The 15,866-nt window shown below is 70.5% G+C and carries 16 protein-coding genes and 2 rRNA genes; 9 read left to right on the forward strand and 9 right to left on the reverse strand.

What is annotated here, in order from left to right; all coding sequences use genetic code 11:
- Positions 1 to 12: 12 nt before the first annotated feature.
- Both FLW16_RS37700 and FLW16_RS37705 read right to left on the reverse strand, forming a co-directional pair.
- Positions 13 to 1,416, reverse strand: a complete 1,404-nt coding sequence (locus FLW16_RS37700) for a hypothetical protein (RefSeq protein WP_142565709.1) — start codon at positions 1,414 to 1,416, stop codon at positions 13 to 15.
- A 163-nt stretch (positions 1,417 to 1,579) separates the two neighbouring features.
- The gene (locus FLW16_RS37705; protein ID WP_142565711.1) at positions 1,580 to 2,341 is read right to left on the reverse strand and encodes an SOS response-associated peptidase; all 762 of its coding nucleotides are present in this window, start codon (positions 2,339 to 2,341) and stop codon (positions 1,580 to 1,582) included.
- Positions 2,342 to 2,421: 80 nt separating this feature from the next.
- Here FLW16_RS37705 and aroA point away from each other — a divergent pair, with 80 nt between their 5' ends.
- Complete coding sequence (aroA, locus tag FLW16_RS37710) at positions 2,422 to 3,777, forward strand: 3-phosphoshikimate 1-carboxyvinyltransferase (RefSeq protein WP_142565713.1); 1,356 nt, start codon at positions 2,422 to 2,424, stop codon at positions 3,775 to 3,777.
- Between the two features lie 120 nt (positions 3,778 to 3,897).
- Positions 3,898 to 4,926, forward strand: a complete 1,029-nt coding sequence (rsgA, locus tag FLW16_RS37715) for a ribosome small subunit-dependent GTPase A (RefSeq protein WP_142565715.1) — start codon at positions 3,898 to 3,900, stop codon at positions 4,924 to 4,926.
- Between the two features lie 11 nt (positions 4,927 to 4,937).
- Here rsgA and FLW16_RS37720 read toward each other — a convergent pair whose 3' ends face one another.
- A complete protein-coding gene (locus FLW16_RS37720) occupies positions 4,938 to 5,576 on the reverse strand; it encodes a LysE family translocator (protein WP_142565717.1) in 639 nt (212 codons plus the stop codon).
- 117 nt (positions 5,577 to 5,693) lie between these two features.
- Here FLW16_RS37720 and FLW16_RS37725 point away from each other — a divergent pair, with 117 nt between their 5' ends.
- Complete coding sequence (locus FLW16_RS37725; RefSeq protein WP_260616032.1) at positions 5,694 to 7,064, forward strand: PLP-dependent aminotransferase family protein; 1,371 nt, start codon at positions 5,694 to 5,696, stop codon at positions 7,062 to 7,064.
- Positions 7,065 to 7,068: 4 nt separating this feature from the next.
- Here the strand turns inward: FLW16_RS37725 and FLW16_RS37730 are convergent, their stop codons facing one another.
- Positions 7,069 to 7,512, reverse strand: a complete 444-nt coding sequence (locus FLW16_RS37730; RefSeq protein ID WP_142565719.1) for a DUF4442 domain-containing protein — start codon at positions 7,510 to 7,512, stop codon at positions 7,069 to 7,071.
- A gap of 81 nt (positions 7,513 to 7,593) precedes the next feature.
- On the opposite strand from FLW16_RS37730, the gene hisN reads away from it, so the two are divergent.
- Entirely contained in the window at positions 7,594 to 8,379 is a 786-nt protein-coding gene (gene hisN, locus FLW16_RS37735; protein ID WP_142565729.1) for a histidinol-phosphatase, read from the forward strand.
- A 3-nt stretch (positions 8,380 to 8,382) separates the two neighbouring features.
- On the opposite strand, the gene FLW16_RS37740 is transcribed toward hisN, so the two are convergent.
- Both FLW16_RS37740 and FLW16_RS37745 read right to left on the reverse strand, forming a co-directional pair.
- Entirely contained in the window at positions 8,383 to 9,198 is an 816-nt protein-coding gene (locus FLW16_RS37740) for a fructosamine kinase family protein (protein WP_142565731.1), read from the reverse strand.
- Positions 9,185 to 9,643 (reverse strand): low molecular weight protein-tyrosine-phosphatase, encoded by a 459-nt coding sequence (locus FLW16_RS37745; RefSeq protein WP_142565733.1) that lies wholly within the window; start codon positions 9,641 to 9,643, stop codon positions 9,185 to 9,187. Before FLW16_RS37745 ends, FLW16_RS37740 begins: the two co-directional genes overlap by 14 nt.
- A gap of 164 nt (positions 9,644 to 9,807) precedes the next feature.
- On the opposite strand from FLW16_RS37745, the gene pstS reads away from it, so the two are divergent.
- From pstS to FLW16_RS37770, 5 genes are read left to right on the forward strand one after another with little or no spacing between them, the layout of a single operon-like run.
- A complete protein-coding gene (pstS, locus tag FLW16_RS37750; RefSeq protein ID WP_142565735.1) occupies positions 9,808 to 10,917 on the forward strand; it encodes a phosphate ABC transporter substrate-binding protein PstS in 1,110 nt (369 codons plus the stop codon).
- Between the two features lie 4 nt (positions 10,918 to 10,921).
- Complete coding sequence (gene pstC / locus FLW16_RS37755; protein ID WP_142565737.1) at positions 10,922 to 11,902, forward strand: phosphate ABC transporter permease subunit PstC; 981 nt, start codon at positions 10,922 to 10,924, stop codon at positions 11,900 to 11,902.
- Entirely contained in the window at positions 11,899 to 12,783 is an 885-nt protein-coding gene (gene pstA, locus FLW16_RS37760; RefSeq protein ID WP_142565739.1) for a phosphate ABC transporter permease PstA, read from the forward strand. Before pstC ends, pstA begins: the two co-directional genes overlap by 4 nt.
- A 3-nt stretch (positions 12,784 to 12,786) precedes the next feature.
- Positions 12,787 to 13,563: a phosphate ABC transporter ATP-binding protein PstB gene (gene pstB / locus FLW16_RS37765; protein ID WP_142565741.1), complete on the forward strand. Its 777-nt coding sequence runs from the start codon at positions 12,787 to 12,789 to the stop codon at positions 13,561 to 13,563.
- Positions 13,564 to 13,599: 36 nt separating this feature from the next.
- A complete protein-coding gene (locus tag FLW16_RS37770; RefSeq protein WP_260616033.1) occupies positions 13,600 to 14,304 on the forward strand; it encodes a response regulator transcription factor in 705 nt (234 codons plus the stop codon).
- A gap of 149 nt (positions 14,305 to 14,453) precedes the next feature.
- On the opposite strand, the gene FLW16_RS37775 is transcribed toward FLW16_RS37770, so the two are convergent.
- The 3 genes from FLW16_RS37775 to FLW16_RS37785 all read right to left on the reverse strand — a co-directional run.
- Complete coding sequence (locus FLW16_RS37775) at positions 14,454 to 15,365, reverse strand: phosphotransferase family protein (protein WP_185949768.1); 912 nt, start codon at positions 15,363 to 15,365, stop codon at positions 14,454 to 14,456.
- A 235-nt stretch (positions 15,366 to 15,600) separates the two neighbouring features.
- Positions 15,601 to 15,717 (reverse strand): 5S ribosomal RNA (rrf, locus tag FLW16_RS37780).
- Positions 15,718 to 15,782: 65 nt separating this feature from the next.
- Positions 15,783 to 15,866: ribosomal RNA gene (locus FLW16_RS37785) — 23S ribosomal RNA — on the reverse strand; the annotation flags it as partial.

Genomic DNA, 15,866 nt, shown 5'->3' on the forward strand with positions numbered 1-15,866 from the left:
ACCGGTGCGGGCTCACTGGCTCGCGGGCAGTCCGATGAGGTGCGTCGCGCCGAGGAAGAAGGCCGCGCGGACGTTGTCGTCGCCCACGAGGTCGCGGATCGCCGCCGCCGAGGTCCCCGCCTCGCCGTAGCCGACCTTCAGGAACGACGGGTCCGGCTCCCTGGTCGCGTCGAGACCCTTGAGCAGGACCTGCGCACCCCTGCCCGACCTGGACACCGCGTCCCAGAGCTGGGTGTAGACGTCCACGGTCAGCAGGTCGACGAAGCCCTCGCCGATGATCTGGTCGTGCCGGATCTTCGCCGCCGACTCCCTGAAGCGGGGGTGGGCGAGCCGGTGCATCAGCTCGTGCACGAGCGTTCTGATCACCCGCCAGCGCCAGTCGGACTTCGTCCCCCACGCGGGACTCGGGAAGATCGGCTGAACGGAGATGTTGCCCTCGCCTCCGCTGTGCGCAGCGGTCAGCTTGATCATGTAGCCGACCCTCCTGCTCAGGGTCGCGTCGGTCGACAGCCGCTCCCGCAGCAGGGCGCGCAACGTCTCGCGGTCGCCGGAACGGGTGGCGTCGTAGTTCGCCTTGGCGAGCAGCGCCCCTCGTTGCCTGTCCCAGCCGACCGCCTGCGCCCTGTTCATCATCCAGTTCAGCCGCTCGGCGGGCCCGGCGGGCAGCTCCCAGGTGCTCTGCAGGCGTTCGCCGTAACGGAAGCCGTCGAAGTAGGGCCCCTCCTCCCAGGCGTCCGCGTACGGCCGGAGCCCGACGGTGACGAACAGCTGGAGGAATTCGGCGATGCGCCTGAGGTGATCGAGCGACTCCGGCTCGGACCGCGTGCCCGTGGGCGGCGCCCAGTGCCGCAGCTGCTCGTCCACCACCTTCGCCAGCAGGTCGGCCAGCTCCTTGAGCACGCTCTCCTGCAGCGGACCGACCTTCGTCTTCCCCTCGCCATCCGGCTTGGAGCCCGGGGGGTTGTAGATGGAGTTCAGCTTCGCCGCCACCGCGCTGTCGGGCGGGGCGAGCTTCCGGACGACCGCCGCCGACACCCATCCGCTCGCCCGCAGCACCTCCCGTTCGAACGCGTCGTTCTCGGCGCCCGGCATGGCCGTACGCAGGGTCGCCCGGCCGATCAGGCGAGACACCGCCGCGGTGTGGTCGAAGTCCTCGGGGAGCTCGTCCATGTTGGTGCCGTAGAGGTGGAGGGCGTGGGCCAGCCAGAGCTTGTCCTCACCCTGGTACTGCGCGATCTGGGACCAGATGTCGATCTCCAGCCCGGTGAACAGGCGGTAGACGCGGTTGAAGTATTCGGGGTACTTGCTCTGGGGGAGGTCTCGCAGCCTCGTGTAGTCGACCGCCGCCTCCAGCGGGCCGAAGCCGACCGTTCTCGGCTCGGCCGGTGTGCGCGTGAGGTCGTTCGTCAGGGACATGTAACGCTCCAGATGACTGAGAGTGGCGGGTTACGTACATGTCGTGCAAGCGCCACCGGAGCGTATGTCCGGCCCTGACTCCGATCAACAGGTTGTCCGCCATAGGACAGCGGGAACGGCTCCGCCCGTATCCGGGCCGGGAACGTCCCCGTGCGGGGACCGGTCAGAGGAGCCGCGGAACGTCGTCGCCTTCCAGGGGCTCGAGGAGCTCGGGGCCGTTGTGGCGGACGCTGTTGACGGCGTCCGACACGGCGTACGCCTCCAGCCGGTCGGGGCCGGCCGGGACGAGCAGGCCGGTGGGGTCGGTCACGCGCGGGTCGAGCCACTCCGTCCAGCGGTCGCGCTCGACCATCATCGGCATGCGGTCGTGGATGCGGCCCAGCTTGTCCGTCGCCGTGGTGGTGATCACCGTGCAGGTGCACAGCCACTTCAGCGGGTCGTCGTCCGCGCGGGTGGGGTCCTTCCAGAACTCGTACAGGCCGGCCATCGCCAGCACGCCGCCGTCGGCGGGGTGGATGAAGAACGGCTGCTTCCTCTTGCCCTCCAGCGGCATCCACTCGTAGTAGCCGTCCGCCGGGATCAGGCAACGCCGCGACTTCAGCGCCCTGCGGTAGGACGGCTTCTCCGCCACGGTCTCCACCCTGGCGTTGATCATTCGCGAGCCCACCGACGGGTCCTTGGCCCAGCTCGGCACGAGCCCCCACCTGACCACCCGAAGCTGCCTGATGGGCTCGCCGCCCTTGCTGTCGCCGCCGTCGTCCTTCGGCACGCGGCTCATGACCGCGTAGACGTTCTTCGTGGGCGCGACGTTGTAGTCGGGCCGGAGCTCGCCACCGGGCACCTGGTCGGGCACCCCGTCCAGCTCGACCTGGAACTCCTCCAGCAACTCCTGCTTCTTGCGCGCAGACGCGTACCTCCCGCACATGCCACCAAGACTGCCACTCGCGCGGGCCGCACGCGCTCTCGCGACGGTGCGGATGAGTGTGCGCGCACTAAGCTTGCGGCATGGCCTCTCCGCAGTCCGCGTCCGGCGGCGCCGTGCCGCACGGCAGCGATCAGAACGGCGTCGAGAAGAACGCCGCCGCACCGCTCTGGCCCGCCCCGGTGGCCGCCGAGCCGGTCCGCGCGACGGTCCGCCTGCCCGGCTCGAAGTCGGTGACCAACCGCGCGCTGCTGCTCGCCGCGCTGGCCGACGCCCCCGGCACCGTACGGCTCGCGCTGCGCAGCCGCGACGCCGACCTGATGGCGGCCGCGCTGCGCTCGCTCGGCACCGAGATGACGCCGTCCAACGAGAGCGCCGACAGCGTGGACTGGTCGGTGACCCCGCATCCCGTACGCGGCGGGTCGTCGATCGACGTCGGGCTGGCCGGGACCGTCATGCGGTTCGTGCCGCCGGTCGCCGCGCTGGCCGACGGACCGGTCTTCTTCGACGGCGACCCGCACGCGCGCAAGCGGCCGATGGGCCCGATCCTGGGCGCGCTGCGCGCGCTCGGCGCGTCGGTGGACAACGACGCGCTGCCGTTCACGATCCGCGGGCCGATCCCGGGCGGCGAGGTCACCCTCGACGCGTCGGTCTCCTCGCAGATGGTCTCCGGCCTGCTGCTGGCCGCCGCGCGCTTCGAGAAGGGCGTGACGGTGCGGCACAGCGGCCCGCCCGTCCCGTCGATGCCGCACATCGAGATGACCGTGCAGATGCTGCGCCAGGCGGGGGTCGAGGTGGACGACTCCGAGCGCGACGTGTGGCGGGTGCAGCCCGGCCCGATCCGGGCGAGGGACGTCACGGTCGAGCCCGACCTGTCCAACGCCGCTCCCTTCCTCGCGGCGGCCCTGGTCACCGGGGGCTCCGTCGTCGTGCCGGACTGGCCGGAGGAGACGACGCAGGGCGGCGACGCGCTTCGCGGGCTGCTCGCCGAGATGGGCGCGCGAGTCGAGCGGCTGCCGGAGGGCCTGCGGGTGACCGGCGAGGGCCCGGTGCGGGGCATCGACGCCGACCTGCGCGACGTCAGCGAGCTCACCCCCACGATCGCCGCGCTTGCGGCGCTGGCCGAAGGACCGTCCCGCATCCGGGGCGTGGCGCACATCCGGGGGCACGAGACCGACCGGATCACCGCCCTGGCCACGGAGATCAACCGGCTGGGCGGCGACGCCCGGGAGACCGACGACGGCCTGGACATCCACCCCCGGCAGCTGACCGGCGGCGTCTTCCACTCGTACGCCGACCACCGCATGGCCACGGCGGGCGCGGTCATCGGCCTGGCCGTGCCGGGCGTCGAGGTCGAGGACATCGCGACGACCGCCAAGACACTGCCCGAGTTCCCGCGCATGTGGGCCGCGATGCTGGGCAGCGAGGAGACGGCATGAGCGAGCGAAGCGAGCGAATCAGTAGGCACAGCGCGATTCGCTCATGCGACTCCGAGCCGCCAGGCGAGGAGACGGCATGAGCGGCGGGTTGGTCCCCGTCGGGCGATCGGGGCGCGGACGCTGAGAAAGCGGCAATACGACGAGGACGACGTCAGGGTCAGGCCGGGCAAGGGCTCACGGCCCCGGACCCGGATTCGGCCTGCCCACAGTGAGGCCGTCGAGGGCTTCGTGGTGGCCGTCGACCGCGGTCGTTACACCTGCCTGGTCGGCGAGGGCGTCCCCGGCTCCACCACGCCGAAGAGGCGGAGGGGCGAGCGGACGCTCGTCGTGGCGATGAAGGCCCGCGAGCTCGGCCGCAAGGGCATCGTCGTGGGCGACCGCGTGGCGCTGGTGGGCGACGTGACCGGGCAGCCCGACACGCTGGCGCGCATAGTCCGCGTGGAGGAGCGCACCTCGATGCTGCGCCGCAGCGCCGACGACGTGGACGACATCGAGCGCCCCATCGTCGCCAACGCCGACCAGTTGGTCATCGTCACCGCGCTCGCCGATCCCCCGCCGCGCCCCCGGATGATCGACCGGATGCTCGTCGCGGCCTTCGACGCCGACATCGAGCCGCTGCTGTGCCTCACCAAGGCCGACCTGGCCCCCGCCGAGGACCTCGTGGCGCTGTACGAGCCCCTCGGCGTGCCGTACATGGTCGTCCACAAGGGCGGCCCGCTCGACGACCTGGGCGAGGCGCTCGCGGACCGCATCAGCGTGCTCGTCGGCCACTCCGGGGTCGGCAAGTCGACTCTGGTCAACGCGCTAGTGCCGCACGCCCGCCGGGCCGTGTCCCACGTGAACGCCGTGACCGGCCGGGGCAGGCACACCTCCACCTCCGCGGTCGCCCTGGAACTGCCGGAGGGCGGCTGGATCATCGACACCCCCGGCGTACGCAGCTTCGGGCTCGCCCACATCTCGGTGGAGACCGTGCTCGCCGCCTTCCCCGACCTGGTGGACGCCACCACCGAATGCCCCAAGGGCTGCACCCACCTCGGGGACGACTGCGCCCTCGACCGCTACGTCGCCGAGGGGCACGCGGATCCCACCCGCCTGGAGTCCCTGCGGCGGCTGCTCGCCAGCCGCGAGGGCTCTGCCGACGAAGACTAGGCCGGCGAGGACTAGAACGACGCGCTCCGGCTGAAAGCGAGCATTACGGCGAGTGCTCCGAGCATGCTCCCCATGACGATCCGCTGGGCTCGCAGCCACGCCGGCCGGTGCGCCAGGAAACCCGCGACGCTTCCGGCGGCCAGCACGATCGACAGGTTCACCGTCGCGGCCACCGCGATCTGGAAAAGGCCGAGAACGACGCCCTGGAAAAGCACGTTCCCCGCTCCGATATCGACGAACTGCGGAATGACGGAGATATACAGAATGGCGATCTTCGGGTTGAGCAGGTTCGTCATCAGCCCCATGGCGAAAAGCCGGGGCGGCGGGTCGTGCGGCACGTCCCGCACGGTGAACACCGAAGCGCCGCCGGGCCCGGCCGTCTTCCAGGCGAGCCATATCAGATAACCCGCTCCGGCCAGCCGTATCGCGGTGAGGACCTGCGGAAACGCGGCGAACAGCGCCGCCAGGCCGAGATTCGCCGCCGTCAGATAGACGAGGAACCCCGCGACGACTCCGCTCAACGAGATGATTCCGGCCCGGCGTCCCTGGCTGATGCTGCGCGACACGAGATACATCATGTTCGGGCCCGGCGAAAGCACCATTCCGAGCGCCACGGACACGACCCCCAGCACCGCGTTCGTCTCGACCATGACGCCGCCCTCTCCTCGCAGGTCATCAGTGCCGGCCCGGACGGCTTTCTCAGGCTATTGGACCACTCACAAAGAATGCAATATTCAATATTGCTCTCGGAGCAATATTGTGTTTGGATGCGTTCACCGTGGCGCGGAGAGGAGGCGGCGGTGGAGGACTACCGGGAGCTGGCCGACGAGGTGGCGGCGGACATCGCGGCCGGGCGGCTCAGGCCGGGAGACCGGCTGCCTCCGCAGCGGGACTTCGCGCGGCGGCGCGGCATCGCCGGCTCCACGGCGGCGCGCGTCTACGCGGAGCTGACCCGCCGCGGCCTGACGGTCGGCGAGGTCGGCCGCGGCACCTTCGTCCGCGCCTCCGCCCGCCGTCCCGGGACCGCCCTGGCCGAACCGAGCGGCACCAGGATCGACCTCGAACTCAACTATCCCGTCATCCCCGAGCAGGTCCGCCTGCTCGGGGACGGCCTCAGGCCGCTGCTGCGTCCCGATGTGCTGGAGGCGTCCATGCGGCCGGTGGGCGCGGCGGGCACTTTCCACGCCCGCGAGGCCGTCGCGGACCTGCTCGCCCGCGCCGGCTGGCGCCCCGACCCGGCGCGGCTGCTCTTCGCCGGCAACGGACGCCAGGCGATCGCGGCCGTCATCGCCGCGCTGGTCCCGCCGGGGGCACGGCTGGGCGTCGAGGAGCTCACCTACCCTGTCGTGAAGACCATCGCCACCCGGCTCGGGGTCACCCTCGTGCCCCTGCCGGTCGACGAGGCCGGCCTGGTGCCCGAGGCGGTGGAGGCCGCGGCCCGCAAGGCTCCGCTGAGAGCGGTCTACCTCCAGCCGACGCTGCACAACCCGTTGTCGCTCACCATGCCGGTCGAGCGCCGCGCCGAGCTCGCGGCCGTGCTCGCGCGGCTGGACGTGCCCGCGATCGAGGACGGCATCTGGTCGTTCCTCCGGGACGAGCCGCCCCCGCTGGCCGCCGTGGCGCCCGAGCGCACGATCCTCGTCGACAGCCTCTCCAAGCGGCTCGCGCCCGGGCTGACCGTCGGATTCGCGGTCGTGCCCGAGGCCGTCGTGCCAAAGGTGACCGCGGCGCTGCATGCGGGAGGCTCCGCGCCGCCGCGGTTCGCGCTGGAGGCGGCGGTCCGGCTGGCCGGCGACGGCGTCGTGGAGTCGCTGAGCCGGGGCAAGCGGCGGGACGCCGAGGCCCGGCAGGAGATCGCGACGCGCCATCTGGGGGAGTTCGCCGTCCGCGGCGATCCCCGGTCCTACTACTGCTGGTGGGAGCTGCCGCCTCCGTGGCGGGCCGACACGTTCGTGGCCGCCGCCGCGCGGCACGGCATCGCCGTCACTCCGGCGGCGGCCTTCGCCGTCGGCGACAACCGCACGCCGAACGCCGTCCGCCTCGGCCTGGCCTCGCCCCCGGCCGAGACGCTGGCACGCGCCCTGGCCACCCTCGCCGGTCTCGCCCGTTCCTCACCGGACGACCTGCTGGCCGAGTGAGGGGTCACCCCTTGCGGTTGGGACGCAGGGTCCAGCAGACGGTCATCTCCGAGACGACGACGTCTTCGGCGTTGCGGATCTCGACGGCGACCTCGAACTCGGGCCGCTCCCCCGCGTCCAGCCGGGCGACGACCGCCTCCCGCTCGGCCCGGAGGGTAGCGGCGGCCGTGACCTCGCCCATGGCGAGCTTGCGGTAGCCGATCCTCGCCTCGGTCGCCAGTGGCACGGCCCGGGACAGCTGGTCGCCGAAGGCCGACAGCATGGCCGCGCCCGAGGCTGTCTCGGCCAGCGTGAACAGGGCGCCCGCGTGCGGGCCGCCGACGTGGTTGTGCAGGTCTCCCCGGTCGGCCAGGCGGGCGACCGCCTCACCGGTGCCGATCGAGTCGAACGTGATGCCGAGCAGCCGCGCGAACGGGACGCTGTCGAGCATGAAGGCGCCGATGTCCATGGCCGGGATGTTACCGGCTGGTACGGTTCGGAGCGATCCATCCTCTGATGTGAGCAGGTCGCGGCACGATACGTTGGGCCTGTGACGGAGTACCGCGACGACCTGCACCTCGCGCATCTGCTGGCGGACGCCGCCGACGACATCACGATGCGCCGTTTCAAGGCCGTGGACCTCAAGGTCGACACCAAGCCCGACCTCACCCCGGTCAGCGACGCCGACCGGGCCGTGGAGGAGGCGATCCGCGGCACGCTGCGCCGTGCCCGGCCCCGCGACGCCGTCGTGGGCGAGGAGTTCGGGATGACCGGCTACGGCATGCGCTCCTGGATCGTCGACCCGATCGACGGCACCAAGAACTACGTACGCGGAGTCCCCGTGTGGGCCACGCTGATCGCGCTGATGGAGCACGGCAAGGTCGTCGTGGGCGTGGTATCGGCCCCGGCTCTCGGCCGCCGCTGGTGGGCCGCCAAGGAGAGCGGCGCGTGGACCGGGCGGAGTATGAGCAAGGCCACGCGCTGCGAGGTGTCCTCGGTCGGCCGCCTCGACGACGCCTCCTTCTCCTTCTCCGACATCGAGGAATGGGAGAAGGCCGGACGGCTCGAGCCGTTCCTCGACCTCACGAGGGAGTGCTGGCGCACCCGCGGCTACGGCGACTTCTGGTCGCACATGATGGTCGCCGAGGGTGCGGCGGACATCTCCGCCGAGCCCGAGCTCTCCCCCTGGGACATGGCCGCGCTCACGATCATCGTGGAGGAGGCCGGCGGCTCCTGCACCTCGCTCGACGGCACCCCTCCCCTCGACGGCGGCAACCTCGTCTGCACGAACGGCCTGCTCCACGACGAGGTACTCAAGCGCCTGTCCCCCCGCTGAGCCCTACAACGCCAGCACGTCGCCCGCGGCGGTGAGGAGGCTGCCGCGGTACGCCTCGCCGAACAGGCAGACGTGGACGGCGAGCGGGTGGAGCTGGTGCAGCGGCACGCGTTCGCGCCAGCCGTCCGCGAGGGGCGCCGCCTCACGGTAGGCGGCGAGGATCGTGTTGAGGTGCGGCGCCCCGAACAGCGCCAGCATCGCGAGGTCGGTCTCCCTGTGGCCGCCGTGGGCGGCCGGATCGACCAGCACGACCCCGTCCGCCGACCACAGCAGGTTCCCGCTCCACAGGTCGCCGTGGATCCGGCTCGGCGGCTCGGCCGGCCCGGCGACCTCCGCCACCCGGTCGCACGCCTCCTCGACCAGCTCCGCGTCCGCGGCCGACAGCGCGCCGCGGTCGCGCGCGAGCCGTACGAACGGGAGCACGCGGCGGGACACGTAGAACGACGGCCAGTCCGGCGCGGGCTCGTTGCCCATCGGAAGCTCGGCGATGTAGCCGGGCCAGGGGGCGCCGAAGTCCGCGGCCCCGGCCGCGTGCAGGGCGGCCAGCTCACGCCCGAACCGCTCGGCGGCCCCGGCCGTCGCGGGAACGGTGTCGATCCACTCCAGCACCAGCGTGCCGCCGTCCGCGGCGACCAGCTCGGGGACGGCGACCGCTCCCGGCTCGGCCAGCCAGCGCAGCCCCGCCGCCTCGCTGTCGAGGACGGCGGACGCGTCCTTCTTGCCGGCGCCCTTCTTGACGAACACCCTGCGGCCGTCGCCGAGCACGCCCTCGTGCAGCGTCCAGGCGTGTCCGCCGCCGAGATCCCTAGTGATCCTCAAGGTACTTCGCCACCCCCTCACAGGCGGCCTCGACCATCCGCAGCACCTCGACGAAGCCCTCGCGTCCGCCGTAGTAGGGGTCGGGCACCTCGGCGTCCTCGGGAGCCGCCGGGTCGAACGACCGCAGCAGCCGGACGTCCGCGTCCGGCGGGGCGATCCGGCGTACGGCGCGCAGGTTGTCCCGGTCCATCACGAGGATGAGGTCACGCTCGGCGAACCACGCCCGGTCGAACTGGCGGGCCCGGTGGGACGAGCCGTCGTAGCCGTGGTCGGCCAGCGTCGCCAGTGCCCGCTCGTCCATCGGCTCCCCCGCGTGCCAGCCGCCGGTGCCGGCGCTGTCCACCTCGACGTCGAGCCCGCGTTCGGCCAGCGTACGGCGCAGCACGACCTCGGCCATCGGCGATCGGCAGATGTTCCCCATGCAGACCAGACATACACGCTTCATGAACTCAATCCTCTCCCATCACGCCCGTGACCTGGCCGTTATCTCTTCTGGGGTCACACAAGAGCGACTGGGCCCGTTCATTACCCGTTCACCTTTACCAAGGTTTTAGGTCACCTTGGCTCCCTACCGTCCCTCATGTTGAGAAGACATGGGGAGGAACAACCGTGAAGTATGCAGGCCGGCTCGCCGCCGCCACCATCGCCGGCGTGCTCTCGCTCGCCGCATGCGGGACCGATGACAACACGAGCACCGCGGGGGGCACCTCCAGCGCCGCCGCTCCCGTGCAGGGCGACGACACCGCGAAGGGCACCATCAACGCCGCCGGCTCCTCGGCCCAGGCGAACGCCATCGCGGAGTGGAAGAAGAACTTCCAGTCGTCGAACCCCGGCGTCAGCATCAACTACAACCCGAGCGGCTCCGGCGCCGGCGTCCAGGCGTTCATCCAGGGCACCGTTGCCTTCGCCGGCTCCGACTCGGCCCTGAAGGAGGACAAGGGCGAGCCCGCCCAGGCCGACGCCCGCTGCAAGACCGGGAAGGCCATCAACCTGCCGATGGTGACCGGCCCGGTGGCCGTCGTCTACAACCTGCCGGGTGTGGACGGCCTGCAGCTCTCGCCGAAGACCATCGGCGGCATCTTCAACAGCAAGATCACCAAGTGGGACGACCCGGCCATCAAGGCCGACAACCCCGACGCCAAGCTGCCCTCGACCGCCATCCAGGCGTTCCACCGCTCGGACGAGTCCGGCACCAGCGACAACTTCACCAAGTTCCTCAAGGCCACCGCCGACTGGCCGTACGAGCCCGCGAAGGCGTGGCCGGCCGAGGCGCAGGGCCAGGGTTCGAAGGGCTCGGACGGCATCGCCTCCAGCGTCAAGAGCACCGAGGGCGCGATCAGCTACGTCGAGCTGTCCTTCGCCGAGAACTCCCAGCTCCAGAAGGCCAAGGTCGCCAACGGCGCCGGCGAGTACGTCGAGCTCACCCCGGAGAGCGCCGCCAAGACCGTCGAGGCCGCCCAGATCGAGGGCACCGGCAACGACCTCAAGCTCTCGATCGACTACGCCACCAAGGCCGCGGGCGCCTACCCGATCGTGCTCGTGACGTACGAGATCACCTGTGAGAAGGGCCTGGCGGCCGAGGACGCGAAGCTGGTCAAGTCGTTCCTCACCTACACCGCCAGCGACGAGGGCCAGCAGGCGCTGACCAGCCTCGGCTACGCCCCGCTGCCGTCGAGCCTGCTCGCCAAGGTCCGCACCGCGGTCGAGGCGATCGCCTAACCAGATGGCGACACCAACCAGAACCAGGGAGAGCGGGCCGGCCATGCGCCGGTCCGCCTTCCGGCGCAGCCGCGGCGACGGCCCGTTCCGCTTCGCCTCGACCGGGGCCGGGGTCGTCCTTCTGGCGATCATGGCCGCGATCGGGGTGTTCCTGGTCGTCAAGGCCGTCCCCGCCCTCCAGGCGAACACGTCCCACTTCCTGACCGAACTGACCTGGCAGCCGAACGCCACCCAGCCCGTCTTCGGGATCGGGGCTCTCGCCTTCGGCACCCTGCTGAGCTCGCTGCTCGCGCTGGTCATCGCCACCCCGGTGGCGGTCGGGGTCGCGCTGTTCATCTCGCACTACGCGCCCCGGCGGCTCGCCTCCGTCCTGGGCTACGTGGTGGACCTCCTCGCGGCGGTCCCCAGCGTGGTGTACGGCCTGTGGGGCGTCACCTTCCTCGTGCCGTTCATGCTCGGCCCGTCGAAGTTCCTCAACGACTACCTCGGCTGGATCCCGCTGTTCGGCGGTGACACCGTGGTCGGCAAGAGCATGCTCACCGCGTCGCTCGTGCTCGCGATCATGATCCTGCCGATCATCGCCGCGATCTCCCGCGAGGTCTTCCTGCAGGCCCCCAAGATGCAGGAAGAGGCCGCGCTCGCGCTCGGCGCGACGCGCTGGGAGATGATCAGGATGTCGGTCCTGCCGTTCGGCCGGCCCGGCGTCATCAGCGCCGCCATGCTCGGCCTCGGCCGCGCGATGGGCGAGACGATCGCGGTCGCGCTCATCTTCCCGGCGACGTTCAAGATCTCGTTCCAGATCCTCGGCCCCTATGGCAACAGCATCGCCGCCAACATCGCCAACGGCTTCGGCGAGGCGACCGAGGTGGGTCGCGGCGCGCTGATCGCCTCGGGTCTCGTCCTGTTCCTCATCACCCTGCTGGTGAACATGGCCGCCCGCTTCGTCATCGCCCGCCGCAAGGAGTACGCGAGGGCCGCAGCGTGACCGTACAGACCGGAATCCAGCCCATCTCCGCGGCCCGTCGGGCCAAGGACCGCCTCGTCCAGGTGCTCGTCTACCTGGCGTTCGCGCTCGCGGTCATCCCGCTGCTGTCGGTGCTGTGGCTCGTCGTCAAGAACGGCATCGGCCGATTCGACATGGAGTTCCTCACCCACTCCATGCGCAACATCGGGGCGCGCGACGCGGGCGGCGGCGCCTACCACGCCATCATCGGCACGCTCGAACAGGTCCTGCTCGCCTCGCTCATCGCGGTCCCGATCGGCCTGCTCACCGCCGTCTACCTCGTCGAGTACGGCGAGGGCGGACGGCTGTCGCGCACGATCAGCTTCTTCGTGGACGTCATGACCGGCGTCCCTTCCGTGGTTTCCGGGCTCTTCGTCCTGGCCTTCTGGATCCTCGTGCTCGGCATGCCGTTCTCCGGCTTCGCCGGCGCGCTCGCCCTGTCGATCCTGATGATGCCGGTCGTGGTCAGGTCGGCCGAGGAGATGCTCCGCCTGGTCCCCCGGGAGCTGCGTGAGGCGTCGTACGCGCTGGGTGTGCCCAAGTGGCGCACCATCGTCAAGGTCGTGCTGCCCACGGCCTTCACCGGGATCGTGACCGGCGTCATGCTGGCCGTGGCCCGCGTCGCCGGTGAGACCGCGCCGCTGCTGCTGACCGTCTTCATCACCGACTCCATCAACAACGACCCGTTCAACGGGCCCCAGATGGGGCTTCCGCTGTACGTCTTCGATCAGGCCGGCCGCCCCACGGACACCGCGATCAACCGGGCCTGGACCGGCGCGCTCACGCTGATCCTGATCGTCATGCTGCTCAACCTGGTCGCACGCCTCATCACCTGGTGGCGTTCGCCCGCGAGGAGGAGGTAAGGAATGGCCAAGCAGATCGAGGTCGCGGGCCTCGACGCCTACTACGGCTCGCACAAGGCGATCGAGGGCATCTCGATGACGATCGAGCCCCGATCGGTGACGGCCTTCATCGGCCCCTCCGGCTGCGGCAAGTCCACGTTCCTGCGGACCCTCAACCGGATGCACGAGGTCATCCCCGGCGCCCGGGTCGAGGGCAAGGTCCGCCTCGAGGAGCAGGACCTGTACGGCGCGGACATCGACCCGGTGTCGGTCCGCCGGACCATCGGCATGGTGTTCCAGCGCCCGAACCCCTTCCCCACGATGTCCATCTTCGACAACGTGGCCGCGGGCCTGCGGCTCAACGGCCGTTACTCCCGTTCGCAGCTGGACGGCATCGTCGAGGAGTCGCTCAAGGGCGCCAACCTCTGGAACGAGGTCAAGGACCGGCTCAACAAGCCGGGCGCGGGCCTGTCGGGCGGTCAGCAGCAGCGCCTGTGCATCGCCCGCGCCATCGCCGTACGCCCGCAGGTGCTGCTCATGGACGAGCCGTGCTCGGCGCTCGACCCCATCTCGACGCTGGCGATCGAGGACCTGATCTCCCAGCTCAAGCAGGACTACACGATCGTGATCGTGACGCACAACATGCAGCAGGCCGCCCGGGTCAGCGACAAGACCGCGTTCTTCAACCTGGCCGCGCAGGGGCAGCCCGGCAAGCTCGTCGAAATGGACGAGACCTCGAAGATCTTCACCAATCCGGCCGAGAAGGCAACCGAGGACTACATCACGGGCCGCTTCGGGTGACGACCGCTTCCTGCTGACAGCATTGGAGGGACCTGGGTGACGGCACCCGCAGTGGAGGGGGACACTCGGACGGCGCCCATGCTCCTGGTGGCCGATCCGGACGCGGGTCTGGTGCGGCAGCTCTCGGCGGCCATGCAGGCCGCGGGCGTCGACGTGACCGGCGTACCGGACGGCGCCCAGGCGCTGCTGCAGGCCGGGGCGCTCCGGCCCGACGCCGTGCTGATCTGCGCCTCCCTCCCGATCGTCGGCCCCGTCGACTTCGTCCGCGCCGTACGGCTCATGCGAGCCGTGCCCGTCCTGCTCGGCATCGACTTCGGGAGCGACGCCGAGCAGGCCCTGCAGGCTCTGGAGGCGGGCGCCACGGCCTGCGTGGCCAGGCCCTACCGCGTGCCCGAGCTTCTCCCCCTCGTCCAGGCGGCCTTCCGCCGGCAGGACGGCCACAGGACCGTGCTGACGATCGGCGACGTGGAGCTCGACGTGACGGCATACCAGGTGAGGGTCGGCGGGCGCGTCGTGCACCTGCCACTGCGCGAGTTCGAACTGCTGCACTATCTGATGCGCAACGCGGACAGAACGGTCACCCGCGAGCAGATCATGCGCAACGTCTGGCACTCGAACGACGGCATGTCCACCAACACCATCGCCGTCCACGTCAAGCGCCTGCGCGCGCGGCTCGGCGACGTGGAGGACACGATGATCCAGACCGTCCGAGGAGTGGGCTACCGATTGGTCAGCGGCTGACCGCCGCCCTTGGCCCGGGACTCCTGACTGAGGCGATCCGGCCGGCCGCCCAGGCTCCGCACCTGACTGATCGAGTGATCACCAGGCGGTGCCGATCGAGGGATGGGAGGCGGACGCCTGGTCGTAGTCGCGGGCGATCGACGATGCCCTCAGGAGAAGGTGCGGCCGAGGTGGGCCAGACCTGCGTCCGCGTACGACCGGACGCCCGAGCACAGGCCGTACGCGACGTCCTCAAGCAGCGCGCACCTGGCGTAGAAGAGCACCCGCTCGTGGTCCGCGTCGTCGTGGCGGCCCTGGTAATGCGCCAGCGTCCGCCCGTAGACCTCGGGTCCGAGGTCCCGGTAGACGAGCGCGAGATCGTACGCGGGATCGGCGATGGCCGCGTCCGTCCAGTCGATGACTCCCGTCACGGCGCTGGCCTCGACGTCCACCAGTAGGTGCTCGCTGCCCAGGTCGTTGTGGCAGAACGTCAGCACACCGGGCTCCGCGGGGGCCGCGGTGCCGAGAAAGTCCTCGACCATCCGCCGGTCGGCCGCCGGCACGTGGGCCACGATGTCCCGGTAGTGCCCTTCGGCCTCCTCGAGAAGCTCACTCATCGGATAGCTGTCACGCGGCACGAACGCCTCCATCCGCTCCACCGGCGCCGCGTGCAGCCGGCTCAGGAAATCGCCCAGGGGAGCCGCCAGACGCGCGGGCTCCCTGACCGGGTGAAGGTTCAGCGGACGGCCGGGCAGCTTGCGGTACGCGAGGACGCCCGCCTCCTCGTCCACGAAAATCGGCTGCGGCACCGGCAGCGGCGACAGCTCGCTCACGGCGACGAGCAAGGCCGCCTCTCGCCTCACCGCTTCTGCGCGGGAAGCCGGATCGCTGTGGAGAGCCGAGTCCTCGTGGAGAGCGGGATCACCGTGGAGAGCCGAGTCGCCGATCTTGCTTTGCCGTATGACCAACTCACCGTTGACCTCGTACGCCGCGTTGTCCTGTCCCTCGCCCAGCCGTTCGACGGTTCTGACCCTGTAGCCGGGCAGGTGGCGGGCCAGCAACTGGATGATTTGCTCGGTCACCTCCGTAACCCTAGCCATCAACGGGGACGCCATCGCATCGCCAGGTGGCGGTATGGCGTGCTTATTCGCGGGAGGGACCGTCACCGTGCCGGGCCGGCAGCCCCTGGACATGCGAAAGCCCCGGCCAACCCAGCCGGGGCACCACCCACCACCAAACACGCACCCAAAAAGGGGCAACCCCTCCTGGAAACGCGGAAGGGCCACCCCAAACCGGGGTGGCCCTCCACAAAAAATTGTCCGGCGGCGTCCTACTCTCCCACACCGTCCCCGGTGCAGTACCATCGGCGCTGGCAGGCTTAACTTCCGGGTTCGGAATGTAACCGGGTGTTTCCCTGCCGCTATAACCGCCGTAACCCCACGAAACACACAACCACACGGTTGCTGTCTCTGAGATCACATAGTGAACGCGAGCACATCATGGTCAAGTCCTCGGCCTATTAGTACCGGTCAGCTCCACACATTACTGCGCTTCCACTTCCGGCCTATCAACCCCATCATCTC

Origin of the sequence: Microbispora sp. KK1-11, from assembly GCF_006874435.1 — a bacterium.
GTDB classification, from domain to species: domain Bacteria; phylum Actinomycetota; class Actinomycetes; order Streptosporangiales; family Streptosporangiaceae; genus Microbispora; species Microbispora catharanthi.